This window comes from Micromonospora sp. WMMD736, assembly GCF_049179015.1.
Classification (GTDB): Bacteria; Actinomycetota; Actinomycetes; order Mycobacteriales; family Micromonosporaceae; genus Micromonospora.
In genome coordinates, this window is the sequence record NZ_JBMHMI010000001.1 from 2,673,228 (window position 1) to 2,696,279 (window position 23,052).

Here is a 23,052-nt window from a genome sequence, read left to right on the forward strand (position 1 = left end):
TCGGCGCGGTACCCCGCCGACCGGGCCGGTCAGCTCGGTCCGGCAGCTCAGCTCTGCCAGAAGCGGATCAGGTCGAGGCCGGCGGCGTACAGCCAGGACGGCAGGCCGAGCAGGTCACCGACCGCGAAGACCGCGTCGAAGAACCAGCCGCCGAGGCGCGGGTTCCACAGCAGCGCGAAGAGCAGGATGAAGCCGTACGGAGCGAACAGGTCGTACATCCGGCGCCACTGTGGATTGAGCCACGGCTGGATCATGTTGCCGCCGTCCAGGCCCGGCACCGGCAGCAGGTTGAGCACGCTCGCGGTGAGTTGCAGGAACGCCAGCAGCGCCAGCCCCGCCCAGAACTCGACCCGACCACCCGAGGTCGCACCGAGTCGGACCGCGAGCACCAGCAGCAACGCGAACAACACGTTCGTCGCCGGGCCGGCGAGGCTCACCAGGGTGTGCCGCAGTCGCCCCGGGATGGCGTGCCGGTCCACCCACACCGCGCCGCCGGGCAGACCGATGCCACCGAGCAGCACCACCACCACCGGCAGCACGATCGACAGCAGCGGGTGGGTGTACTTGAACGGGTTGAGCGTCAGGTAGCCGCGGTGGGCGATGTCCCGGTCGCCGGCGCGGTAGGCGACGACCGCGTGCGCGTACTCGTGCAGGCAGAGCGACACCAGCCAGCCGGAGACCACGAACAGGAACACGTCGAAGCGGACACTGCCGTAGCCGTTGTAGGCCAGCACCCCGCTCACCGCGAAGAGCGCGACCAGGCCGAGGAAGACCGGGCTGGGCCGGAACGCCGCCTGCGGCACGCCGAGGACCAGCTTGTCGCCCGGCCGGTCGTACGCCATCACTCGGCCGTGGGCAGCAGGCTCATCCGGTACTCGACCCGGTCGTCCTCGACGAGCGCGACCGAGGTGACGCCGGACGCCGCGAGTTCACGCCAGGTCTGGCCGATCCAGGATTCGGCGTCGGCCTGGCTGCCGAACGACTCCGCCGGTCCCTCGACCGACTGGCCGTCCGTGCCCTCGTACCGCCAGCTCCACGCCATGCCGCGTCTCCCCTCGCCGCTGAAGTCCCGGTGGGACGAACCTCCGCCAGCGTAGTCGGCCCGACGCGAGACGGCCCCCCACCCGTCGCGCGAGCGCCGGGCCGGCAGGCAGAGCGACCCCGGGCGGCCTTAAGGTACGGGCATGTCCGTTGACGGGTGGAACACGGTCCTGGTGCTCGGCGGCATCCGGTCCGGCAAGTCCGAGTTCGCCGAGTCCCTGGTCGCCGACGCGCCGGTGGTCCGCTACGTCGCCACCGCGCCCGAGGGCGACCCGGAGGACACCGAGTGGGCCACCCGGTTGGCGACGCACCGCGCCCGGCGGCCGGGTAGCTGGACCACCGAGGAGACCGCCGGGGAGCCGCGTCGGCTGGCGGACGTGCTCGCGTCCGCCGAGCCGAACGAGACGCTGCTCGTGGACGACCTGGGCGGCTGGGTGACCGTGCTGCTCGACCCGGAGCACCAGCCCGCCGACGACGTGGCCACGATCGCCGAGTTGGCCGAGGCGATCCGGGCCTGCGCGGCGCGGGTGGTGCTGGTCAGCCCCGAGGTGGGGCTGTCGCTGGTGCCGACGACCCCGCTCGGGCGGGCGTTCGCCGACGCGCTCGGCACGGCCAACCGCGCGGTCGCGGACGCCTGCGACGCCGTGGTGCTGGTGGTCGCCGGTCAGCCCACCTGGTTGAAGCCCGCAGCGGCCGCCACCTCGACCCCGGCCGCGCCGGCGACCGGGAGACACGCGGTCGCCGCCGCGGTGAGCCGGAACGCTCCCGCCAGCGCCACCCCGAGTCTGGACGACACCGAGCCCACGCCCGAGGTGCAGCTCCCCGAGGTCCTGACCCACACCCCGCCGGCCGCGCCGAGCCCGGAGCCCGGCAACCCGTGGGCCGCGCCGACCATGGCGCTGCCGATGGTGGCCACCGGTCTGGTCATCCAGCCGGGCATGGAACTGCCGATGCCCGACGAGTACGCGGGCCCGCAGGCGGTGGACCGGCTGGCCACCCTGGACGTGCCGGGCGCCGGGTTGGGCGTCCTGGACCGGGTGGTCGGCTTCGCCGCCGCCACGCAGGGCACGTCGACCCCGTCCGCCTGGGGTTCGGTACGGGTGCTGCTGCTCAACGGCGACCACGCGGGCAGCGCGTCCGCCGGCACCGTCGCCGGCGAGTCGGCACGTCGCGCCGCGCAGGCCCGCGCCGGCCGGGGCGCGCTGGCCCGGCTGGCCGCCGAGGCCGGCGCGAGCCTCCAGGTCGTGGACACGCCGGCCGCCGCGCCGATGGAGACCCAGCCGGCGCTGACCGGCGAGCAGGTCGAGTCGGCGCTGCGCTACGGCTGGCGGCTGGCCGAGCAGGCGGCCGACGCGGGCGTACAACTGCTGGTCCTGGGGGCCTGCGGCGCCGGCACCGAAGCGGCGGCGGCCGCCGTGCTGGCGGCCACCGCGGGCGCGGAACCGCCGTCGGTGCTGGGTCGGGTGATCACCGATTCCGGTGAGATCGACGACGCGGCCTGGATGGTCCGCTGCGCCGCCGTGCGGGACGCCCTGCACCGCACCCGCCGCTCGCCGCGCTCCGCCAAGGACGTGCTGGCCGAGTTGGGTGGCGGCGACGTGGCGGTGGCCACCGGAGTGCTGCTGGGCGCGACCGCCCGCCGGGTGCCGGTGCTGCTGGACGGGCCGGTCGGCCTGGCCGCCGGGATGATCAGCCGCGACCTGGCCGGGCAGGCTCGGCACTGGTGCCTGCTGGCCGACCACGGCCGGCACCCCGCGGTGCGGCTCGCGGCCGACGTGCTCGGCCTCGAGCCCCTGCTCGACCTCCGCCTGGACCTGGGCGAGGGCGCGAACGCCCTGGTCGCGCTCCCGATGCTGCGTTCGGTGCTGGCGCTGGCCGCCGCCCTGCCGGTGCACCCGTCGCTCGGCGGCGACGCCGACCCGGACGGCGCCGACGAGCCGGAGCCCGACCACACCGACGACGAGCCGGCGTACACCGGGCCGGACTACACCGATCCGGAGTTCGTCGAGCCGGAGCCGGCCGGGCCGGGCCCCACCCGTACCGGTGTCGACGAGCAGCCGGCGTCGGGCTGGCGTGCCGGCTGAGTCGCGGTTCGTCGCGGGCGTCCGGCTCGCCGTCACCACCTTCAGCACCCTGCCGGTACGTGCCGGACGGATCGACCGCCCGGTGGCGGGTACGGCGATGGCGCTCGCCCCGGCCGTCGGCGCGCTGCTCGGCGTACTCCTGGGCGGTGTCCTGCTCCTGGCCGGCCTGCTCGCTCCCCCGCTGGTGGCCGCCGGCGTGACGGTGGGGGTCGCCGCCCTGCTGACCCGGGGGCTGCACCTGGACGGGCTGGCCGACACGGTGGACGCGCTCGGGTCGTACCGGCGGGGCGCCGCCGCCCTGGAGATCATGAAGAAGCCGGACGTCGGCCCGTTCGGTGTCGTGGCGCTGGTGGTCGTACTCCTGGTGCAGGCCGCGGCCCTCGCCGACCTGGCCGGGCGCTCGTGGCCGGCGTGCCTCGCGGCGGTGGTCACGGCGACGGCAGCCGGCCGCCTGGGCGTCACGGTGGCGTGTCGGCGGGGCGTGCCCGCGGCCCGGCCGGACGGCCTCGGCGCGCTGGTGGCCGGCACGGTCGGCCCGGCGGCGCTGACCGTGGGCGCGATCACCGTCGCGCTGCTGGCGGCGGCCGCGGTGCCGGGCCGCCCCTGGCAGGGGCCGATCGCCGTCGTCGCCGCGCTGGCCGTCGCGGTGGCGCTGCTGACCCACGTGGTACGCCGGCTCGGCGGCATCACCGGCGACGTGCTCGGCGCGACCGTCGAGGTGGTCACCACGCTGGTCTACCTGGGCTTGGTGCTGTCCGGCTGAGGCCGGCACACGAGGCCAGGTAGCGTTCGGCTCGACAACACCGGCGCGGCCACCGGGGGAACGAACATGCTCATCACGGACGACTTCCTGCCCGTACCGGTGCCGGAGTCGCTCAGCGCGACCTACCTGGTGCCGATGGCGGGGCTGCCGAAGGTCAGCGCGAAGACGGCGGTGGCGTCGCTGGCCGGGCGGCTGGCCGAACCGGTGCACGGGCTCGCCACACAGATGCTGGACAGCCCGCTGATGAGCGTGGACACCCGGCCGATCGCCGAGTTCCCCGCGCTGCCGCCGGATCTGCTCACCGCGTTCGGCGCCACCGAGGAGCAGTTGGCCCGGCTGGCGGCGGCGACGCACCTGGTGGTGGTGCAGGCCGAGTACCGACCCGGTTGGCCGCCGGCACACGAGTGGGCGGCACGGGCGGTGGCGGCGGCGGTCGCCGAGTCCGTCGACGGCGACGTGGTGGACGTCTTCGGCCTCCAGTTCCTCGACCCGGCGACCGCGCTGCGCTCGCTCCCCGACGAGCAGGGCCGGATCCGGCTGGTCGACTGGGTGCTGGTGCCGTACTCGTCGGACGCCGAGGGGCTGTGGTTCACCACGAAGGGGCTACGTCGCTTCGGGCTGCTGGAGTTGCAGACCCAGGGGGTGCCCGACCACCTCACCCGCGCCTGGGGCGCGGTGATGACCGGCGCGGCCCGTCGCCTGCTGCGGGACTGGACCGACGGCCTCAACGGCGCGGAGGTGCCCGCGTTCGTGCAGCTACCGGTGCTCGCCACGGTCACCGGGCACGACATCGCGGTGGCGTACGGCAACCCGGAGCAGCACGGCGCGACCGCCCCGGTGCTGCTGCGCCTCGAGCTGGACCCGGCGACCGACCCGGAGGCCGACTCGTTCCTGAGCCTGCGCCCACCGGCCGGGCACCCCGGCCCGGACGGGCGATACTACGCGGCCGCCTGCGCGACCCTGTTCTCCGGCATCCAACCGGACGTGCGCTACGCCCGCTCGGGCGACGCGATGAGCCGGGCGGTGGCCACCGCCCGCGCCGCGCTGGGCGACGCGCGGGCCCGTTTCGTCGCCGGCCGGCTACCGACCGAGTCGCAGCTCGTCGTCAAGTACGGCCTGCCGGGCGACGACGGCCCGGAGTACGTCTGGGCGGGCGTCACCTCGTGGGAGACCCCGGAGCGCATCGTCGGCGTGAGCGCCAGCGACGCGAACACCGACCAGAGCGTCCGCATCGGCGCCCCGGTGGTCGTGGAGGTGTCCGACATCGTCGACTGGGCGGTCCTGGACGCGACCGGAGTCATCGAAGGCGGCTGGACCCAAGCCGTCCTCGACTCCGGCGAACCCCCCACCCCCTAACCCCACCCCCGGCCCCCGCCCGCCCCCGGCCCCCGCCCGGCCCCCCGGTGATCATGAAGTTATTGCCACCGATGTCGGCGTGTCACGGCAATAACTCCATGATCAACAGGGTCTTTCGGCGGGGTTAGTGGGCGGGGTTAGTGGGTTGAGGGGGTTACGAAGGGGGGTTTGGTTACCGTCAGGGGGGCTCGGCGGCCGCGGATGTCGATCTCGACCTCGGCGCCGTCGGGGAGGTTGGCGTCCGTGTTCACCAGGGCCAGGGCGATGCCCTGCTTCCTCGTCGGGCTGAAGGTGCCGCTCGTCACTACGCCGACCTGCTGGTCGCCCACGTGCAGGGTCATGCCGGGGCGCGGGATGGCACGGTCGACGGCCACCAGGCCCCGCAGGGTACGGCGGGGGCCGGCGGCCTTCTCGGCGCGCAGCGCGTCGCGACCCCAGAACGCCGGCTTGTCCCAGCCGACCGCCCAACCGGAGCGGGCCTGCACCGGGGTGATGTCCAGCGAGAGGTCCTGCCCGTGCAGCGGGTACCCCATCTCGGTGCGCAGCGTGTCCCGGGCGGCGAGGCCGCAGGCGCGCAGCTCGAACGCCTCGCCGGCGGCGAAGAGCGCGTCCCACACGGTCACCGCCTGCTGCGCCGGCACCACCAGCTCGTAGCCCAGCTCGCCGGTGTAGCCGGTACGGCAGACGGTCAGCTCCACGGCGGCGAGGCGGGCCGCGTCGAAGCTCATGTAGCCGTGCTCGGTGGGCAGGGCCAGGGCGGCGAGCAGGTCGGCGGAGCGGGGGCCCTGCACGGCCAGCACCGCGTACGCCTCGTGCTCGTCGGTGACGGTGATCTGCTCCGGCGCGGCGGCGCGCAACCGGCGTACGACCTCGGTGGTGTTCGCGGCGTTCGGGATGAGGAAGACGTGGTCGTCGGCGTACAGGTAGGCGATGATGTCGTCGACCACGCCGCCGGTGGCGTCGTCGCAGCACAGCGTGTACTGCGCGCGGCCCGGCCCGATCCGGCCCAGGTCGTTGCTCAGGCACGAGTTGACGAACTCGGCCGCTCCGGGACCGGTCACCCGGACCTTGCCCAGGTGCGACACGTCGAAGACCCCCACCGCCGTACGCACCGCGGTGTGCTCCTTGAGCACCCCGCCGCCGGCGTACTCCAGCGGCATCTCCCAGCCCCCGAAGGGGGCGAATTTGGCGCCGGCGGCGGTGTGCCGCTCGTGCAGCGGGGAACGTCGCAGCCGGGTCGCGGCGGCGGCGGAGGTCACGTCGGTCATGGGTGGCAACTTACCGGGGGTCACGCCGCTGGTTAGCATCGGCGGGAGCCCGTTGTGTGATCGACGGGACAGCCCTGACGTCCGGCGGGTAGGTTCCGCCGGAGACCTTCACCGCTGGTACGCGACGACGCGACCGGCCCGGCCCGCCCGGAGTAGCTTCAGTGACAACCCCCCGCACCACCACCCTGAGCCTGGTCGACACCGACCCGGCGGAGCTCGCCGTCGACGCGATCGTGATCGGCGTGCACAGCCAGACCGGAGAGCAGGACGCCACCAGCGGCCTCGCCGGCACCCTGCTGCTCGGCAGCGGCGCGGAGAGCATCGCCGCCGCGTTCGACGGCAAGCTGACCGAGACGCTGGCGCTGCTCGGCGCGACCGGTGGCCCGGGCGAGGTGATCAAGCTGGCCACGCTGGGTACGGTCACGGCTCCGCTGGTCGTCGCGGTCGGGCTCGGCCCGGAGCCGACGGGTGCCGCCCCGGCGCCGGAGACGCTGCGTCGGGCGGCCGGCGCGGTGGTGCGGGCCCTGGCGGGCGCGCCGAAGGTGGCGCTCAGCCTGCCCCTGCCCGACGACGCGGACGCGCTGGCGGCGCTGCGTGCGGTCGCCGAGGGCGCGCTGCTCGGCGGCTATCGCTTCGCCGGCTACAAGACCCGGCCGCAGCCGACCCGGCGGGAGCCGGTGGCCGAGGTGCTCATCGCCGTTCCGGACGCCGCCGACACGAGCGCCCAGGCGGAGATCACCCGCGCGCAGGCGGTCGCCGGCGCGGTCCGGACCAGCCGGGACTGGGTGAACACGGCCCCGAACGAGCTGCGTCCCCCGTCGTTCGCCGACGCCGTGGCCGCCGCCGCCCGTGACGCCGGTCTCGGCGTCGAGGTGCTGGACGAGGCGGCGCTGGCCGCTGGCGGGTACGGCGGCATCATCGCGGTCGGGCAGGGTTCGGAGGCCCCGCCGCGGCTGGTGAAGCTCACCTACACCCCGCAGAACGCCGGTAACGGCAAGCGGGTCGCGCTGGTCGGCAAGGGCATCACCTTCGACACCGGCGGCATCTCGATCAAGCCGGCGCAGGGCATGTGGGAGATGAAGTCCGACATGGCGGGCGCCGCCGCGGTGGGTGCGGCGATGCTGGCGATCGCCGCGCTCAAGCCGGACGTGGCGGTCAGCGGCTACCTGCCGATGGCCGAGAACATGCCGTCGGGCACCAGCTACCGGCCGGGCGACGTGATCAGCATGTTCAACGGCAAGAAGGTGGAGGTGCTCAACACCGACGCCGAGGGTCGGATGGTGCTGGCCGACGCCATCGCCCGCGCCTGTGCCGACGGCACGGACTACCTGTTCGAGACGTCCACCCTGACCGGCGGTCAGGTGATCGCGTTGGGCAAGCGGGTGGCCGGCGTGATGGGTACTCCCGAGCTGTGCGAGCGGGTCCGCACGGTCGGCGACGCGGTCGGCGAGCCGGCCTGGCCGATGCCGCTGCCGGACGACGTGCGCAAGGGCATGGACTCCGACGTGGCGGACATCTCGCAGGTCAACGCCGGGATGGACCGGGCCGGGCACATGCTGCAGGGCGGCGTGTTCCTGCGCGAGTTCGTGACCGACGACGTGGCGTGGGCGCACATCGACATCGCCGGCCCGGGCTACCACTCGGGCGAGCCGACCGGCTACTGGACCAAGGGCGGCACCGGCGTGCCGGTCCGCACCCTGGTGCAGCTCGTCGAGGACGTCGCCGCCAACGGCTGACACCCGCCGGACAACGCGGGCCCCCGGTCGACGCCGGGGGCCCGCGTTGTCAGTACAGCTCGGGGCGGCGCTTGCGGCGCTCGTTGAAGTCGCGCATCCGCTGCGGGTAGCCCATCAGGCGGACGTCGTACACCGGGATGCCCATCCGGTACGCGAAGCGACGCGCGCCGTCGGGACCGTCGATGCGCCGACGGGTCCACTCCCCGTCGTCGGCGATCAGGATGACGGTGGTCTCGGTGACCGTCGTCCGGGGCTCGATGAACGCCTCGACACCTCGCCGGCTCCGGATGAAGTTCTCCAGATGGACCAGATCCCCCCGATCGGCCGCACGGTCGTGGCTAGCCACACGCGCCTGTTTGCGGCGCCGGAACAACCCCACCGGACCTCTCCCCCACCTGACGTCATCGACAACGGTGCCAAGGGTACGTGTCGATGACGTGTCGTTGGGCACCTCACTACGCACCCTGTGCCCGGTGGTGACAAGATGACCGAGGTGGGGTGTGTCCGTGTTACCCCATAGGGACCCCCGATGCAGTGACGCGACCTGGGAGTTGGACGTGAGCGAGCCGAACGAAGCGACCTTCGACATCGTCATCCTCGGAGGTGGCAGCGGCGGCTACGCGACCGCGCTGCGCGCCGTCCAGCTGGGCCAGAAGGTCGCGCTGGTCGAGAAGGGCAAGCTCGGCGGTACCTGCCTGCACAACGGCTGCATCCCGACCAAGGCGCTGCTGCACGCGGCCGAGATCGCCGACCAGACCCGCGAGTCGGAGCAGTTCGGTGTGAAGGCCGAGCTGGTCGGCATCGACATGGCCCGGGTCAACTCGTACAAGGACAGCGTCATCGCGCGCCTGTACAAGGGCCTCCAGGGCATGTTGAAGAGCAACAAGTCGATCACGATCATCGAGGGCCACGGCAAGCTCGTCGGCAAGAACGTGGTCGAGGTCGACGGCAAGCGCTACACCGGCCGCAACATCGTGCTGGCCTCCGGCTCGTACGCGAAGAGCCTGCCCGGCCTGGAGGTCGACGGCGAGCGGATCATCACGAGTGACCACGCGCTGACCCTGGACCGGATCCCCTCGTCGGTGATCGTGCTCGGCGGTGGCGTGATCGGCGTCGAGTTCGCCAGCGTGTGGAAGTCCTTCGGCGTGGACGTGACGATCGTCGAGGCGCTGCCCCGGCTGGTCGCCGCCGAGGACGAGGAGTCGTCGAAGGCGCTGGAGCGGGCGTTCCGTAAGCGCAAGATCAACTTTAAGGTCGGCAAGCCGTTCGAGAAGGTCGAGAAGACCGAGAACGGCGTCAAGCTGACCATCTCCGGCGGGGAGACCGTCGAGGCGGAGCTGCTGCTGGTCGCCGTGGGCCGCGGTCCGAACACCGCGAACCTCGGGTACGAGGAGCAGGGCGTCAAGATGGACCGCGGCTACGTGCTGACCGACGAGCGGCTGCGCACCAGCGTGCCGAACGTCTACGCGGTCGGCGACATCGTCCCCGGCCTCCAGCTCGCGCACCGGGGCTTCCAGCAGGGCATCTTCGTCGCCGAGGAGATCGCCGGGCAGACCCCGGCCGTCATCGACGAGATGGGCATCCCGCGCGTCACCTACTGCGACCCGGAGCTGGCGTCGGTGGGCCTGACCGAGGCGAAGGCCAAGGAGCAGTACGGCGCCGACAAGGTCACCACGTTCAACTACAACCTGGGTGGCAACGGCAAGAGCCAGATCCTCAAGACCACCGGCTTCGTGAAGCTGGTGCGGGTCCAGGACGGCCCGGTGGTCGGCGTCCACATGGTCGGCGCCCGGGTCGGTGAGCTGGTCGGTGAGGCACAGCTCATCTACAACTGGGAGGCCTACCCGGCGGAGGTCGCCCAGCTCGTGCACGCCCACCCCACCCAGAGCGAGGCCCTGGGCGAGGCGCACCTGGCCCTCGCCGGCAAGCCGCTGCACGCGCACGCCTGATCACCCAAACCGCGGCGTCCGGCGACGGGCGAAGATCCCCTAGGGGAATGAAGGAGTCTGGAGAACATGCCGGTATCGGTCACCATGCCCCGGCTCGGCGAGAGCGTCACCGAGGGCACCGTCACGCGCTGGCTCAAGCAGGAGGGCGACACGGTCGAGGTCGACGAGCCCCTACTCGAGGTCTCGACCGACAAGGTCGACACCGAGATCCCGTCGCCCGCTGCGGGCGTGCTGAGCCGCATCGTGGTCGGCGAGGACGAGACCGCCGAGGTCGGCAGCGAGCTGGCCGTCATCGCCGGTGAAGGCGAGTCGACCGGCGGCGGCGAGGCCGCCCCGCAGGAGCAGCAGCAGGCACCGGCCGCGGTCGAGCCGGCTGCCGAGCCGACCGCCGCCGCCGAGGGCACCGCCGACCAGGTGGCGCAGGACGAGGCCCCGGCCGAGGCGCCGACGCCGGCCGCCGCGTCGTCGGGCGAGGGCACCGCGGTCAAGATGCCGGCCCTGGGCGAGAGCGTCACCGAGGGTACGGTCACCCGCTGGCTCAAGCAGGTCGGCGACACCGTCGAGGTGGACGAGCCGCTGCTGGAGGTGTCCACCGACAAGGTCGACACGGAGATCCCCTCGCCGGTCGCCGGCACCGTGCTGGAGATCAAGGTCGCCGAGGACGAGACCGCCGCGGTCGGCGCCGACCTCGTGGTCATCGGCGCCGAGGGCGGCGCCCCCGCCCCGGCGAAGACCGAGCCGAAGGCGGAGGCCGCGCCGGCCCCCAAGGCCGAGCCGAAGCCGGAGCCCAAGGTCGAGGAGCCGACGCCGGGCGCGTCGTACAACGAGCCGGCCGCCGAGGCGGAGACGTCGGCGCAGCCGGCGAAGGCCGAGCAGGCCGCCCAGCCGTCCGCGCCGACTGCGGCGCCGCAGCGCCCGTCCGCGCCGGCCCAGGGCGGCGAGGAGGCCGCCGGATACGTCACGCCGCTGGTCCGCAAGCTGGCCAGCGAGCACGGCGTGGACCTGGCCGCGCTCAACGGCACCGGCGTGGGTGGCCGGATCCGCAAGCAGGACGTGCTCGACGCGGCCGAGAAGGCCAAGGCCGCCGCGGCCACGCCGGCTCCGGCGGCACAGCCCGCTGCCGCGCCGTCGGCCGCCGCGCCGAAGCCGGCCGCGAAGCCTCAGCCCAGCGCGAAGCGGGGCACCACGGAGAAGCTGCCGCGGATCCGGGCGACCATCGCGAAGCGGATGCAGCAGTCGCTGCACGAGACGGCGCAGCTGACCACGGTCGTCGAGGTCGACGTCACCAAGGTCGCCAAGCTGCGGGCCCAGGCCAAGGACTCGTTCCTGGCCAAGCACGGCGTGAAGCTGTCCTTCCTGCCGTTCTTCGCTCTCGCCGCCATCGAGGCGCTGCAGACCCACCCGATCATCCAGGCCAGCATGGACCTGGACGGCGGTACGATCACGTACCCGGCCGCCGAGCACCTCGGCATCGCGGTGGACACCGAGCGCGGGCTGCTCGTGCCGGTGATCCACAACGCCGGTGACCTCAACATGGGTGGCATCGCCAAGCGGATCGCCGACCTCGCCGAGCGCACCCGGAACAACAAGATCACCCCGGACGAGATGGCCGGGGCGACCTTCACGCTGACCAACACGGGCAGCCGGGGCGCTCTCTTCGACACGCCGATCGTGCCGTCGCCGCAGTCGGCGATGCTCGGCACGGGCGCCGTGGTGAAGCGTCCGGTCGTGGTCAACGACCCCGACCTGGGCGAGGTCATCGCGGTCCGCTCGATGGTCTACCTGGCCATGTCGTACGACCACCGCCTGATCGACGGCGCCGACGCGGCCCGCTTCCTGACCTCGGTCAAGGAGCGCCTCGAGGGCGGCAACTTCGAGTCGGAGCTGGGCCTGGCCTGATCCATCGCGTACGCCGTGAGGGGCGCCCCGGTCGTCGACCGGGGCGCCCCTTCGTCTCTGCCGCGTCGGTGCCGCTCAGCCCTTGAGCAGGTCGGTCGAGACCTTCCAGAGCCGCTCGGCGGCCTCCGGGTCCAGCGCGTAGTCCGCGACGCCGGTGCGCGTGTCGGGTCGGGCGGGCGCGGCCTGCTGGCAGTCCTCGAAGTAGCGTCCGCCGACTTCGTCGAGCAGCGGGGACGCGGCCACCAGCACCGACGTGGCCGCGCCCTGCTCGACGGTCTTCCACGCGGCCGCGTTGCCGGCGCGCAGCCGGTTCAGCTCCTCCTCGCTGACGTAGCGCTGGAGGTTGGTGCGGATCGCGCCGGGCATCAGCGCGTTGGTGTAGATGCCGTCGTCCGACCAGCGGCGGGTCGCCTCCACAGCGAAGAGCACGTTTGCCGTCTTCGACTGCCCGTACGCCTGCCAGGGCTCGTACTCGCGGCGGTCGTACTGGATGTCCTCGAAGACCACCGGCGAGCGCAGGTGGGCGGCGGAGCTGACCGAGGCGATGCGGGCCCCGTCGGCGGCGGCGAGCGCCGGGCGCAGCCCGGTGGCGAGCGCGAAGTGCCCGAGGTGGTTGGTGGCGAACTGCATCTCCCAGCCCTGCGGGGTGCGGCTCAGGGGCGCGGCCATGATGCCGGCGTTGTTGACCAGGATGTGCAGGGGGCCGTCCCAGTTGGCCACGAAGTCGGCGACCGAACCCTGGTCGGCGAGGTCGAGCGGGGCGACCAGGACGCGGTCGTTGCCGGTGGTGCCGGTGATGTCGTCGGCGGCCCGCTGGCCGGCGTCGGGGTTGCGGACGGCCAGGGTGACCTCCGCGCCGGCGCTGGCCAGGGCGCGTGCGGTCTCCACGCCGATGCCGGACGACCCCCCGGTGACGATCGCCCGCCGGCCGACCAGGTCCACGCCCCGGATCACGTCCATGGCGGTGGAGTCGTGGGCGAACGACGTGGTGATCGGATTGCTCGTCGTCATGATCCATCCTCGTCCAGGCTTCGGGTCGCGTAGCTTCTTCCCGCCCCCGGCCGGAGGTAACGCCCGATGTCCCCTTTCATCGACTACCTCACTGACCCGTTCCGTCCTCCGACCAGGCCGGACGCTGCCAGAGTGGGACCGTGGGCGGTAACCGGCGGCGCGGACAACTCGGACCTGCCGTCCCCATCGCGCCCGGCGCCCGGGTGGACAAGTTCGAGGTCTTCTTCGACCTGGTCTTCGTCTTCTCGTTCTTCATCATCACCCGCGCGACGGCCGCGAACATCACCGGCCGCCAACTGCTGCACGCCGCCCTGGTGCTCGCCGTGCTCTGGTGGATCTGGGTGGTGCACAGCCTGGTCGCCACCCGGGTCCGGCTCGGCGAGGGCTACGTGCCGGTGCTCATGGTGATCTCGATGGTCGCGTTGTTCGCGTTCGCGCTGGGGCTGCCGCAGGCGTTCAGCGACCCGAAGGGCAGCGCCGCCGGCCCGATGCTGGTGGCCATCAGCTACGTCGTGGTCCGGGCCGTACACATGTTGCTGTACCAGCACGTGGTGCGGGACAGCCCGCAGGAGCGACGCCAGCTCCGACGGTTCGCCCCGGAGTTGGCGCTGAGCATCCTGCTGCTGCTCGCCGCCGCGCTGATCCCGCCGCAGATCACCGACCCCGACCAGGCCGCCCTGGTCCGCGACGGGCTGTGGATCGCCGTGGTGGTGGTGCAGTACGCGACCGGCTTCATCGTCGGCACGTGGGGTTGGGGAGTGACCAGCGCGGAGCACTGGACCGAGCGCTACGACCTCATCCTGATCATCGCGCTCGGCGAGTCGATCATCTCCACCGGCGTGGGCGGCAACCTGCTCGGCAAGTCGGTCACCTGGCCGGCGGTGGCCGCCGCCGCGCTCGGCATCGTGATCACCGCCGCGCTCTGGTGGGCGCACTTCGACTTCGTCGGGCCCGCCGCCCGGATCGCCCTGCACGCGGCGGAGGGGGCGCCCCGGGTGGCGATGGCCCGCGACGCGTACGCGTACCTCTACCTGCCGATGATCGCCGGGGTGATCCTCTTCTCCATCGGCAACGAGGAGATCCTGCACAAGATCACCGATCCGGCCGGCGGCATCGCGGAGCGGATCGAGGGGCCGGCGATACCGATGCTCTTCGGCGGGTTGATCACTTATTTCGCCGTCAACATGCTGTTCCAACTGCGCACCCTGCACACCGCCACCTGGACCCGGGTGGGCGTCATCCTGGCGCTCGCGGCGGCCCTGCCGGTCGGCCTGCACCTGCCGGTGCTGGGCGCGCTCACCCTGGCGACCGTGATCTGCGTCGGGCTGGTGGCGATCGAGGTGCTGGTGATGTCGGACTCCCGGCACGCGCTGCGGGCGGCCGTGTTCCAGGAACGGACGACGCACGAGGCGCACGAGGCGGCCTGGCGGGCGCGCTGGCACGACGTCCATGAGCCCGACGAGCCCACCACGCCCTGACGGTGACGGTCTAGGGTGTCGGACAGCGTCGCGGTGTACCCGGCACGATGGCCGCCGAGGGCATGGAGGCGCGGGAACAGCATGGGACGCAGGTGCACCCGACGAGTTCACCGGCCGACCGGCTCGCCGCCGTCGGCAATCAGATGATCGAGATCCACCTCTGGCTTCGCGCGGAACTGGCCCGCCTCCGCGCCGACCTCGACGCCCCCTCGCGGGATCTACGGGCCCACTGCCTGAGCTTCTGCGCCGCACTCGGCCGCCACCACACCGGCGAGGACGCGGGCGCGTTCCGGATCCTGGCCGACGAGGTGCCCGAGCTGCGCCCGGTCCTGGCCAACCTGATCGTCGACCACGAGGTGGTGGCGGGGATCCTCACCCGGGTCGAGGAGCTGCTGGGCGACGACCGACCGCTGCCGACCGCTCAGGTACGCGCCGAGCTGGACGGGTTGGCCGCCCTGCTGGAGTCACACTTCCGTTACGAGGAGAAGCGGCTGGTCAGCGCGTTGAACGCGCTCGCCGGCCGACCCGGGACCGCCGAGCAGTTGCTCGGCCTGACCGCGCCGGCCGACTGAGCGGGTCCGCCCACGATCAGCGGCCTTCGTCCGGGGCGGGCGCGCCGGGCAGCCGCTCGTAGAAGCGGATCTTCTCGCGCAGATGGTCGTACTGACGCCGCAGCAGGCGCATCTGCTCCTCCACCTGCGCGGCGTGCTGTCGCAGCAGTTCCCGCCGCTCGTCGACGGTGTGCTCACCCGCGCGGGCCAGCGACGCGTACCGGCACATCTGGGCGATCGGCATGCCGGTGTCCCGCAGGCAGCGGAACAGCAGCAGCCAGCTCAGGTCGTCGTCGGTGAAGACGCGCTGGCCACCCGGCGTACGACCCACGTCGGCCAGCAGGCCGATCTTCTCGTAGTACCGCAGCGTGTCCAGGGTGAAGCCGCTGCGCCGGGCGGCCTCGGCGGGGGCGTAACCGGTCATGCTCCGGATGCTAACGCTCCCCCTTGACCTGGAGCGCACTCCAGGTTGGAGGCTGGTGAACATGACGACGACACGCACGCTGGGACGCAGCGGCATCGAGGTGAGCGCGATCGGGATGGGTTGCTGGGCGATCGGTGGTCCGCTCTGGGGCGACGGCGGGCAGCCGTTCGGTTGGGGCGAGGTCGACGACGACGAGTCGATCCGTACGATCCACCGGGCCCTCGACCTCGGCGTGACCCTCTTCGACACGGCCAGCAACTACGGCGCCGGGCACAGCGAACGCGTCCTCGGCCGGGCCCTCGCGGGCCGCCGGTCCGCGGCGGTGATCGCCACCAAGTTCGGCAACGTCAGCGACGAGGACACTCGACGGGCACTCGGCACCGACGCCAGCGCAACGTTCGCCGTGCGCAGCCTGGAGGACTCGCTGCGCCGCCTCGGCACCGATTACGTCGACCTCTACCAACTGCACCTCAACGACCTGCCGGCGTCCGCCGCGCTCGACCTGGTCGACACCCTGGAGGGCCTCGTCGACCAGGGCAAGATCCGGTCGTACGGCTGGAGCACCGACGACCCGGCCTCGGCGCAGGCGTTCGCGGCCGCCGGACCACACTGCGCGGCCATCCAGCACGACGAGTCGGTGCTGAACGACAACGCGGCGGTCCTGGCCGTCTGCGACCGTCACGACCTGGCGAGCCTCAACCGAGGGCCACTGGCGATGGGGCTGCTCACCGGCTCGACCCGCACCCTCGGCGCGGACGACGTGCGCGGCCGTACGCCCGAGTGGTTGCAGTGGTTCACCGACGGCCGTCCGACACCGGAGTGGGCGGCGCGGGTCGAGCAGGTCCGTGCGGCGCTCACCGCCGACGGTCGGACCCTCGCCCAGGGCGCGCTCGGCTGGCTGCTGGCCCGCAGCCCACGTACGGTGCCGATCCCCGGCCTGCGCACGGTGGCCCAAGCCGACGAAAACCTGGCAACCCTGACGCTGGCCCCCCTCCCCCCGTCGGCCTACACCGAAGTGGAAACCCTCCTGACCGACCTACGCCGCTCGTCCTGACCCCGCCGATCTTGCACTTTCCGTGGCGACGAAACGGGTCTGGCCCGACATAACGACGACACAATGTGCAAGATCGGCGAGGAGTGGGGGCGGGGCGCGTCCGGGGAAGGGGTTTTCGACGAAGATAACGGCATGCGGATCCTCATGGCCGGCGCGTCCGGCTTCCTCGGCACCTGGCTGGTCGACCGGCTCGTCGCCGACGGGCACCAGGTCACCCGACTCGTGCGACGCGCGCCGCGCGACCCCCACGAGCGGCAGTGGGACCCGGCGGCCGGTCAGCTCGACCCGGCCGTGGTCGCCGAGGCAGACGCGGTGATCAACCTGGCCGGTGCGGGCGTCGGCGACAAGCGCTGGAACGACGACTACCGGCGGTTGATCCGCACCAGCCGGGTGGACACCACCACCACGCTCGCGACGACGATCGCCGGCCTGCCCGACGGCGACCGCCCCCGGGCGCTGCTCAACTCGTCCGCCGTCGGCTGGTACGGCAACACCGGCGACCGGGTGGTCGAGGAGGACACGCCGGCCGGCGAGGGCTTCCTGGCCGACGTCTGCCGGGTGTGGGAGGCCGCGACCCGGCCGGCCGAGGACGCCGGGGTGCGCGTGGTCCGCCTACGCACCGGCCTACCGCTGCACCGCGACGGCGGTCTGCTCAAGCCGCAGTTGCTGCCGTTCAAGCTGGGCATCGCCGGGCGGCTGGGCAGTGGCCGGCAGTGGCTGCCGTGGATCTCCATGCGGGACTGGCTGGACGCGACCCTCTTCCTGCTCGCGCACGACGAGATCGCCGGTCCGGTCAACGTGGTGGGTCCGCACCCGGTGACGAACGCCGAGTTCACCCGGGAGCTGGCCCGGCAGCTGCACCGTCCGGCGATCATCCCGATCCCCGCCCTGGCGCTCAAGGTGGCCCTGGGCGGCTTCGCCCACGAGGCCCTGACCAGCACAAGAGTCCACCCCAAAGTCCTCACCGAGGCCGCCTACCCCTACACCCACCCCACCCTCCCCAAGGCCCTGAAAGCAGCCCTCCAAACCTGACCCGACGGCGTTGATCATGAAGTTATCGCCCGCCACGTCGGCGTTTCGTGGCAATAACTTCATGATCAACGCGGTCTGGGCTGAGGTCAGCAGCCGATCACCCAGTAGTTGGGGGCGGTCTGCTTGAGGGTGCTCGTGTAGAAGGTGTTGTAGAGGCCCATGCGCTGGTTCGAGCCGTTGGCGTAGGCGTAGCCGCCGGACTGGTACGCCCGACCGGCCGTCACGTGCGCGTAGTTGGTCGCCGTCACGCAGGTCGGCGGCGTGGTCGGGGTCGGGCTCGCCGTGGGCGTCGCGGTGGGGGTGGGCGACGGCGTGGAGGTGGCCGGCGGGGTCGTGGGGGTGGTGCCGCCGTTGTTCAGGCCGAAGAAGAGCGCGTCACGGTACGTCGAGCAGATGGTGTCCAGGAAGTACGCGGCGGCGGTGCCGCACTGGTCCGCGCCGGAGCCCGGGTCGACAGGGGTCCCGTGGCCCATGCCGGAGACGCGGTACAGGCGTACCTCGTCGTTGCCGTACACCTCGAGGCTGGTGTTGCCCGGCAGCGAGGTCGTGCTGGTCGGCGTCTGCGAGATCCCCCGCACGTTGGTCCACTGGTCGCGGGACTCGGTGCCGTTCAGCGGAGTCACGGTGGTGTCCGACGTGCCGTGCCAGATGGCCACCCGGGGACGCGGGCCGGTGTAGCCGGAGTAGGCGCCACGGACCAGGTCGCCCCAGGCCGCCGGCGTCTTGTCGGTGCCCGGGTTCATGCAGCTGAACGCGTTGACCATGCTGGTGGCGCAGCGGTACGGGATGCCCGCGATGATCGATCCGGCGGCGAAGACGTCCGGGTACGTGGCCAGCATGACCGCGCTCATCGCCCCGCCCGCGGAGAGGCCGCTGACGAAGACCCGCGAGCCGTCGACGGCGTAGTTCGCCTTGGCGTGGTCCACCATCTGCTTGATCGACAGCGCCTCGCCCTGCCCCCGGGCCGTGTCGCCGCTCTCGAAGAAGTTGAAGCAGGAGTTGGCGTTGTTGCCGGCGGGTTGCTGGGCGACGATCAACGCGAACTTCCACTGGTCGGCGTACTTCTGCCAGCCCGAGTTCGCGAAGTAGCCGGCGGCGTTCTGGACGCACCCGTGCAGCAGCACCACAGCCGGGGAGTTGGCCGGCAGGTTGTCCGGCCGGTAGGCGTACATGGCGAGGTTGCCCGGGTTCGAACCGAACCCGGTGACCTGGGTGAGGCTGGCGGCCTGGGCGGGTGTGGCGAGGGTGATCGCGCCCGCCACGGCGAGGACGAGCCCGGCGACCGCACCGGTCAGCCGAGTGAGGGGGGACGAGGAGCGGCGCACGGAGGCCTCCTGACGGGGCAGACTGTGAACTGGGTCACGGTCAAGTTGCCGAGACGTTACGACAGCGTGTCGCCGACCCGGTATGGGGCGCGTTCACACATTCACGACAGCCGTTGTGTACGCCGAACTCCTCCCGCCACGGCAGCACCCGGAGCCGACAACAACCGCCGGTCTGACCGGCTCGTCCAGGTCCGATTGGTAACGTCCGCTGCGTGCCGTCCTCCCCGTCGCTGGCCACCGGGCCCGCACCAGCGTCGTCACCGCGTATCCGCCGGGACCGCCGGGCCGACCTGATCGTCGTGCTGGTGGCGCTCGCGCTCGCCGTCTGGGTGACCAGTGGGCTGTGGCGGGATCCGAACGTCCGCACGATCACCGTGAACTCCAGCGACCAGGCGCTCTTCGAGTGGCTGCTGGCCTTCGGCGGGCACGCGGTCACCCAGGGGGAGAATCCCTTCTTCACCTACCTGATCAACGTCCCGGACGGCGTGAACCTCGCGGTCAACACCTCGATCACGGTGTACGCGGTGGTCTTCGCCCCGCTCACGTACCTCCTCGGGCCACCGGTGACGTTCCTCGTGATCCTCACCCTGAACCTGTTCGCCACCGCGCTGGCCTGGTACTGGCTGCTCTCGCGGCACCTCGTCCGCAGCCGGCTCGCCGCCGCCGTGGGCAGCCTCTTCATCGCCTACTCCCCCGGCATGGTCTCGCACGCCAACGCGCACCTGAACTGGACCGCCGGCTGGCTGATCCCGCTGTTGATCTGGCGGCTGTTCGCGCTACGGCGACCCGGGCACTGGCTGCGCGACGGGGTGATCCTCGGCGTGCTGGTCGCGGTGGCCTTCTCGATCGCCGCCGAGGGCCTGTTCTTCGCCGCTCTCGCGCTCGGTGTGTTCGTCGCCGTCTGGGCGCTGCACCCGGCCAACCGGGCCGAGGCCCGCGCCGCGCTACCCACCTTCCTGCGCGGGCTCGGGGTTACCGCCGTGGTGGCCGGCGTGCTGCTGGCGTACCCGTTGTGGTTGCACTTCGCCGGGCCGCAGCGGTTCCACGGCACCGGCTTCGACCCGGTGATCCACTCCGAGGACATCGCCGCCTTCGCCGCGTTCCCACGCCGCTCGCTGGCCGGGGAGGTCGGGCTGGGCACCGCGCTGGCGCCGAACCCCACCGAGGAGAACTCGTTCTTCGGCGTTCCCCTGCTCGTGCTCGCCGTGGTCTGCTTCGTCGTGCTGTGGCGACGCGCCGACCCCGGTCGCCGGGCGGTCCTCTGGGCGCTGGGCGTCGTCGCGGTGATCTTCTCGGTGCTGTCCTTCGGCCCGGTCGCGAAGGTCGACGGACGGCGTACCGACCTGCCGATGCCGTTCGACATCCTCGGCCAGTTCCCGGTGGTGAACGCCGCGCTGCCCGCCCGGCTGGCGCTGGTCGTGGCCCCGGTGATCGGAGTCCTGCTGGCGTACACCGTCGAGAAGTTGCGCACCTCCCCACCCCGGCACCGCTCGACGGAGCTGGCCTGGGCGATCGGGTTCGCGGTGGCCCTGCTGCCGCTGCTGCCCACCCCGCTGTTGACCGACGAGCGGGAGCCCATCCCGGCGTTCATCACCTCCGGTGCCTGGCGGGAGTACGTCTCCGACGGCAACACGCTGACCCCGGTGCCGCTGACCGTGGACATCTACCCGGACGGTCAGCGCTGGCAGGCGTACGCCCTGTCGCACCGGCAGGGCGAGTTCGCCATCCCGGGCGGCTTCTTCCTCGGCCCCGGCGGCCCGGACGGGCGGGGCCGGATCGGCCCGGTGCCGCGCACCCTGAGCGCGCTCATGGACCAGGCCGGCCGCACCGGGCTGGTGCCGATCATCACGGACGGCACCCGTACGGAGGTCCAGTCCGACCTGCGGCACTGGCGGATCGAGACGCTGGTCCTCGCGGACGCGGTGCACGGCGCGAAGTTCGAGGTGGACGAGGCGGCCGTCCGGCGTACCGCCACGGCGCTGTTCGGCGAGCCGCAGCGGGTCGACGACGTCTGGCTCTGGCGCGTCCCACCGGCCTGACCGGTGGTCGCGGCGCGGGCGACCGGGACACCGCCACGGGTCTTCACCGCGTCTAATGGACCGATGGGAATGACGGACCGCCACCTGCGGCGCTGGGCCACGGCCGCTGTCACGCTGGCCCTCGTGGTCCTGGGGGCGCCAGCGGCCACGGCCGGCGCTGCCGCCGACGGGCCGGCGGGTGTGGTGCCGGCGCGGGTGCACAATCCGTGGTTGTGGCAGGCCACCGTGGAGCAGCGGCCGGCCGGTCCGGCCGCGCTGGTGTTCTTCACCGACCGCACCCGCTACTTCGAGTCGACCGGGGTGCTGGTGGCCGCCGACGGCGCGTACCGGCTGATCCCGATCGACATCGGCGAGGGGCACGGGCTGCTCTCGCCGGACGGACGGCACTACCTGCGGCCACAGCACGGCGAGTTGCTCGACCTCACCACCGGCCGGCAGATCCACGCCGCGACCGACGGGCTGGACCCGCTGGCCTGGTCGCCGGATGGGCGACGCGTGCTGGGCACCCGCAGCAACGACGACGGTGTGATCACCTATGGGCCGGACAACCAACAGCTCAACGACCCGGAGAAGCCCGACGACCTGGTCGTCGTCGACCCGTTCCGAGGCACCGAGCAGGTGGTGACCGCCGGCACGTTCGCCGCCCACCACGCCGCCGCGTGGTCGCCCGGCGGTGACCGGCTGGCGGTCGCCGGTCCCCCCGACCCGGCGGCGTCGGTCGCCGGGCGGCAACGGCTGGTGGTCGTCGATTCGGCCGGCGGCGCTCCCCGTTGGCAGGTCGACCTGGGCGATCGGCGGATGTTGGCCGGCCCGGCCGCCTGGCACCCGGACGGTCGGCGGATCGCCCTGCTCGCCTTCGACGGCTGCGCCGGCCTGACGTGCACGGCGCAGCAGATGGCGGAGCGCACCCTACGGATCGAGTTCCTGGACGCCGCCACCGGCCAGGCCGTCGGCCAGCCGCTGCCGGTCGCCGCCTCGACCAGCAAGATCGTTGGTTGGCGCGGGAACGACCCGCTGGTGCAGGAGGTGAGCGGAACGGAGCAGGACACCGACCGGCAGGCGGTTCTCGCCACGCTGTCGTCCGGCGGCGGACGGGAGGTGCTGGTGACCGCGCCGGTCGGGTCGAGCGACCTGACCGTCCCCGGCGACCTGCTGAAGCGGTACGAGTTCGGCGGTCCGGAACGCCGGCCGTCGCCGTTCGCCGCCCCGCTCGGGCTGTACGTCGCGCTGGCCGTGCTGGCTTTGCTCGCCGTCTCCCTCGTCGTGTGGCGGGTTCGTCGTCGGCGCACGGCGACGAACAGGGCGTCGGCGTGACCGGCGAGTCTTCGGTCGTGAGACGTCTCACCAGCGATTGGAGGCGGGTACGGGACTAGGCTGGATGCCGTGACGACGACGACCCCCGGCCTGACGGCCGTCCGTGCCGGCCTGCTCGACTACCAGGCCGCCTGGGACGAGCAGCGGCGCCTGCACGAGTCGGTGGTGGCCGGCGAGCGCGCCGACACCGTGCTGCTCCTGGAGCACCCGAGCGTCTACACCGCCGGCAAGCGCACCGAGCCGTGGGACCGTCCCATGGACGGCACCCCGGTCGTCGACGTGGACCGCGGCGGCAAGATCACCTGGCACGGGCCGGGTCAGCTCGTCGGCTACCCGATCCTGCGGCTGCCCGACCCGGTCGACGTCGTGGCCTATGTCCGCCGCACGGAAGACCTGCTCATCGACGTGTGTGCCGAGTTCGGCCTGACGGCGGGCCGGGTCGACGGGCGCAGCGGAGTCTGGGTGCCCGAGGACGACCGGGGGCCGGCCCGCAAGGTCGCCGCCATCGGCATCCGGGTGGCCCGTGGCGTCACCCTGCACGGCTTCTCGATCAACTGCGACTGCGACCTGACGTACTTCGACCGGATCGTGCCCTGCGGCATCCGCGACGCGGGCGTCACGTCGCTCACCGCCGAGCTGGGCCGGCCGATCACCGTCGCCGACGTGCTGCCGGTGGTGGAGCGCCGCCTCGCCACCCTCATCGCGGTCTGAGCGGCCTCCAGGTCTGC

Annotated in this window: 20 protein-coding genes; 13 read left to right on the forward strand and 7 right to left on the reverse strand. The window is 72.6% G+C overall.

Features of this window, described 5'->3' with window-relative positions; all coding sequences use genetic code 11:
* Positions 1-47 precede the first annotated feature (47 nt).
* Together ACN269_RS11335 and ACN269_RS11340 are read right to left on the reverse strand one after the other, a co-directional pair.
* A complete protein-coding gene (locus ACN269_RS11335) occupies positions 48-842 on the reverse strand; it encodes a site-2 protease family protein (RefSeq protein ID WP_421472405.1) in 795 nt (264 codons plus the stop codon).
* Positions 842-1,042, reverse strand: a complete 201-nt coding sequence (locus ACN269_RS11340; RefSeq protein ID WP_421472406.1) for a hypothetical protein — start codon at positions 1,040-1,042, stop codon at positions 842-844. Before ACN269_RS11340 ends, ACN269_RS11335 begins: the two co-directional genes overlap by 1 nt.
* A 142-nt stretch (positions 1,043-1,184) precedes the next feature.
* Between ACN269_RS11340 and ACN269_RS11345 the strand changes: the two genes are divergently transcribed.
* The 3 genes from ACN269_RS11345 (at position 1,185) to ACN269_RS11355 (ending at position 5,244) form a co-directional block, all read left to right on the forward strand.
* Positions 1,185-3,125 carry a bifunctional adenosylcobinamide kinase/adenosylcobinamide-phosphate guanylyltransferase gene (locus tag ACN269_RS11345; RefSeq protein ID WP_421472407.1) on the forward strand — a complete coding sequence of 647 codons (1,941 nt, stop codon included), beginning with the start codon at positions 1,185-1,187 and terminating at the stop codon, positions 3,123-3,125.
* A complete protein-coding gene (locus tag ACN269_RS11350) occupies positions 3,115-3,888 on the forward strand; it encodes an adenosylcobinamide-GDP ribazoletransferase (protein ID WP_421472408.1) in 774 nt (257 codons plus the stop codon). The genes ACN269_RS11345 and ACN269_RS11350 overlap by 11 nt, the downstream gene beginning before the upstream one ends.
* A 66-nt stretch (positions 3,889-3,954) precedes the next feature.
* Positions 3,955-5,244, forward strand: coding sequence for a DUF2314 domain-containing protein (locus tag ACN269_RS11355; protein ID WP_421472409.1), 1,290 nt, complete (start codon positions 3,955-3,957; stop codon positions 5,242-5,244).
* 137 nt (positions 5,245-5,381) lie between these two features.
* Here the strand turns inward: ACN269_RS11355 and gcvT are convergent, their stop codons facing one another.
* Complete coding sequence (gene gcvT / locus ACN269_RS11360) at positions 5,382-6,512, reverse strand: glycine cleavage system aminomethyltransferase GcvT (protein ID WP_421472410.1); 1,131 nt, start codon at positions 6,510-6,512, stop codon at positions 5,382-5,384.
* A 161-nt stretch (positions 6,513-6,673) separates the two neighbouring features.
* Here gcvT and ACN269_RS11365 point away from each other — a divergent pair, with 161 nt between their 5' ends.
* Positions 6,674-8,248 carry a leucyl aminopeptidase gene (locus tag ACN269_RS11365; RefSeq protein WP_421472411.1) on the forward strand — a complete coding sequence of 525 codons (1,575 nt, stop codon included), beginning with the start codon at positions 6,674-6,676 and terminating at the stop codon, positions 8,246-8,248.
* Between the two features lie 49 nt (positions 8,249-8,297).
* Here ACN269_RS11365 and ACN269_RS11370 read toward each other — a convergent pair whose 3' ends face one another.
* Entirely contained in the window at positions 8,298-8,627 is a 330-nt protein-coding gene (locus tag ACN269_RS11370) for a hypothetical protein (RefSeq protein ID WP_421472412.1), read from the reverse strand.
* Between the two features lie 178 nt (positions 8,628-8,805).
* Between ACN269_RS11370 and lpdA the strand changes: the two genes are divergently transcribed.
* Both lpdA and sucB read left to right on the forward strand, forming a co-directional pair.
* Positions 8,806-10,197, forward strand: coding sequence for a dihydrolipoyl dehydrogenase (gene lpdA, locus ACN269_RS11375; protein ID WP_421472413.1), 1,392 nt, complete (start codon positions 8,806-8,808; stop codon positions 10,195-10,197).
* A gap of 66 nt (positions 10,198-10,263) precedes the next feature.
* Entirely contained in the window at positions 10,264-12,096 is a 1,833-nt protein-coding gene (sucB, locus tag ACN269_RS11380; RefSeq protein ID WP_421472414.1) for a 2-oxoglutarate dehydrogenase, E2 component, dihydrolipoamide succinyltransferase, read from the forward strand.
* A gap of 75 nt (positions 12,097-12,171) precedes the next feature.
* On the opposite strand, the gene ACN269_RS11385 is transcribed toward sucB, so the two are convergent.
* Positions 12,172-13,107 (reverse strand): SDR family NAD(P)-dependent oxidoreductase, encoded by a 936-nt coding sequence (locus ACN269_RS11385; protein ID WP_421472415.1) that lies wholly within the window; start codon positions 13,105-13,107, stop codon positions 12,172-12,174.
* Between the two features lie 140 nt (positions 13,108-13,247).
* Between ACN269_RS11385 and ACN269_RS11390 the strand changes: the two genes are divergently transcribed.
* Positions 13,248-14,585, forward strand: a complete 1,338-nt coding sequence (locus tag ACN269_RS11390; protein ID WP_421472416.1) for a low temperature requirement protein A — start codon at positions 13,248-13,250, stop codon at positions 14,583-14,585.
* A 47-nt stretch (positions 14,586-14,632) separates the two neighbouring features.
* Entirely contained in the window at positions 14,633-15,157 is a 525-nt protein-coding gene (locus ACN269_RS11395) for a hemerythrin domain-containing protein (RefSeq protein WP_421472417.1), read from the forward strand.
* 16 nt (positions 15,158-15,173) lie between these two features.
* On the opposite strand, the gene ACN269_RS11400 is transcribed toward ACN269_RS11395, so the two are convergent.
* Positions 15,174-15,560: a MerR family transcriptional regulator gene (locus tag ACN269_RS11400; protein WP_421472418.1), complete on the reverse strand. Its 387-nt coding sequence runs from the start codon at positions 15,558-15,560 to the stop codon at positions 15,174-15,176.
* 61 nt (positions 15,561-15,621) lie between these two features.
* Between ACN269_RS11400 and ACN269_RS11405 the strand changes: the two genes are divergently transcribed.
* Positions 15,622-16,614, forward strand: coding sequence for an aldo/keto reductase (locus ACN269_RS11405; protein WP_421472419.1), 993 nt, complete (start codon positions 15,622-15,624; stop codon positions 16,612-16,614).
* Between the two features lie 132 nt (positions 16,615-16,746).
* Positions 16,747-17,646 (forward strand): TIGR01777 family oxidoreductase, encoded by a 900-nt coding sequence (locus tag ACN269_RS11410; protein ID WP_421472420.1) that lies wholly within the window; start codon positions 16,747-16,749, stop codon positions 17,644-17,646.
* Between the two features lie 86 nt (positions 17,647-17,732).
* Here ACN269_RS11410 and ACN269_RS11415 read toward each other — a convergent pair whose 3' ends face one another.
* Entirely contained in the window at positions 17,733-18,971 is a 1,239-nt protein-coding gene (locus tag ACN269_RS11415; protein WP_421472421.1) for a PHB depolymerase family esterase, read from the reverse strand.
* Positions 18,972-19,183: 212 nt separating this feature from the next.
* Here ACN269_RS11415 and ACN269_RS11420 point away from each other — a divergent pair, with 212 nt between their 5' ends.
* From ACN269_RS11420 to lipB, 3 genes are all read left to right on the forward strand, one after another.
* On the forward strand, positions 19,184-21,010 hold the full coding sequence (locus tag ACN269_RS11420; protein WP_421472422.1) for a DUF2079 domain-containing protein: 1,827 nt from the start codon (positions 19,184-19,186) through the stop codon (positions 21,008-21,010).
* Positions 21,011-21,073: 63 nt separating this feature from the next.
* Positions 21,074-22,324 carry a hypothetical protein gene (locus tag ACN269_RS11425; protein ID WP_421472423.1) on the forward strand — a complete coding sequence of 417 codons (1,251 nt, stop codon included), beginning with the start codon at positions 21,074-21,076 and terminating at the stop codon, positions 22,322-22,324.
* A gap of 69 nt (positions 22,325-22,393) precedes the next feature.
* Positions 22,394-23,035, forward strand: coding sequence for a lipoyl(octanoyl) transferase LipB (gene lipB / locus ACN269_RS11430; RefSeq protein ID WP_421472424.1), 642 nt, complete (start codon positions 22,394-22,396; stop codon positions 23,033-23,035).
* Positions 23,036-23,052 lie beyond the last annotated feature (17 nt).

Bases quoted from the DNA above. Each gene is read 5' to 3' on its own strand.
- ACN269_RS11410 (WP_421472420.1), top strand. From the start codon at position 16,747: ATGCGGATCCTCATGGCCGGCGCGTCCGGCTTCCTCGGCACCTGGCTG.
- ACN269_RS11395 (WP_421472417.1), top strand. From the start codon at position 14,633: ATGGCCGCCGAGGGCATGGAGGCGCGGGAACAGCATGGGACGCAGGTG.
- ACN269_RS11345 (WP_421472407.1), top strand. From the start codon at position 1,185: ATGTCCGTTGACGGGTGGAACACGGTCCTGGTGCTCGGCGGCATCCGG.
- ACN269_RS11335 (WP_421472405.1), bottom strand. From the start codon at position 842: ATGGCGTACGACCGGCCGGGCGACAAGCTGGTCCTCGGCGTGCCGCAG.
- ACN269_RS11355 (WP_421472409.1), top strand. From the start codon at position 3,955: ATGCTCATCACGGACGACTTCCTGCCCGTACCGGTGCCGGAGTCGCTC.
- ACN269_RS11340 (WP_421472406.1), bottom strand. From the start codon at position 1,042: ATGGCGTGGAGCTGGCGGTACGAGGGCACGGACGGCCAGTCGGTCGAG.
- ACN269_RS11405 (WP_421472419.1), top strand. From the start codon at position 15,622: ATGACGACGACACGCACGCTGGGACGCAGCGGCATCGAGGTGAGCGCG.
- ACN269_RS11425 (WP_421472423.1), top strand. From the start codon at position 21,074: ATGGGAATGACGGACCGCCACCTGCGGCGCTGGGCCACGGCCGCTGTC.
- ACN269_RS11400 (WP_421472418.1), bottom strand. From the start codon at position 15,560: ATGACCGGTTACGCCCCCGCCGAGGCCGCCCGGCGCAGCGGCTTCACC.
- ACN269_RS11385 (WP_421472415.1), bottom strand. From the start codon at position 13,107: ATGACGACGAGCAATCCGATCACCACGTCGTTCGCCCACGACTCCACC.
- sucB (WP_421472414.1), top strand. From the start codon at position 10,264: ATGCCGGTATCGGTCACCATGCCCCGGCTCGGCGAGAGCGTCACCGAG.
- gcvT (WP_421472410.1), bottom strand. From the start codon at position 6,512: ATGACCGACGTGACCTCCGCCGCCGCCGCGACCCGGCTGCGACGTTCC.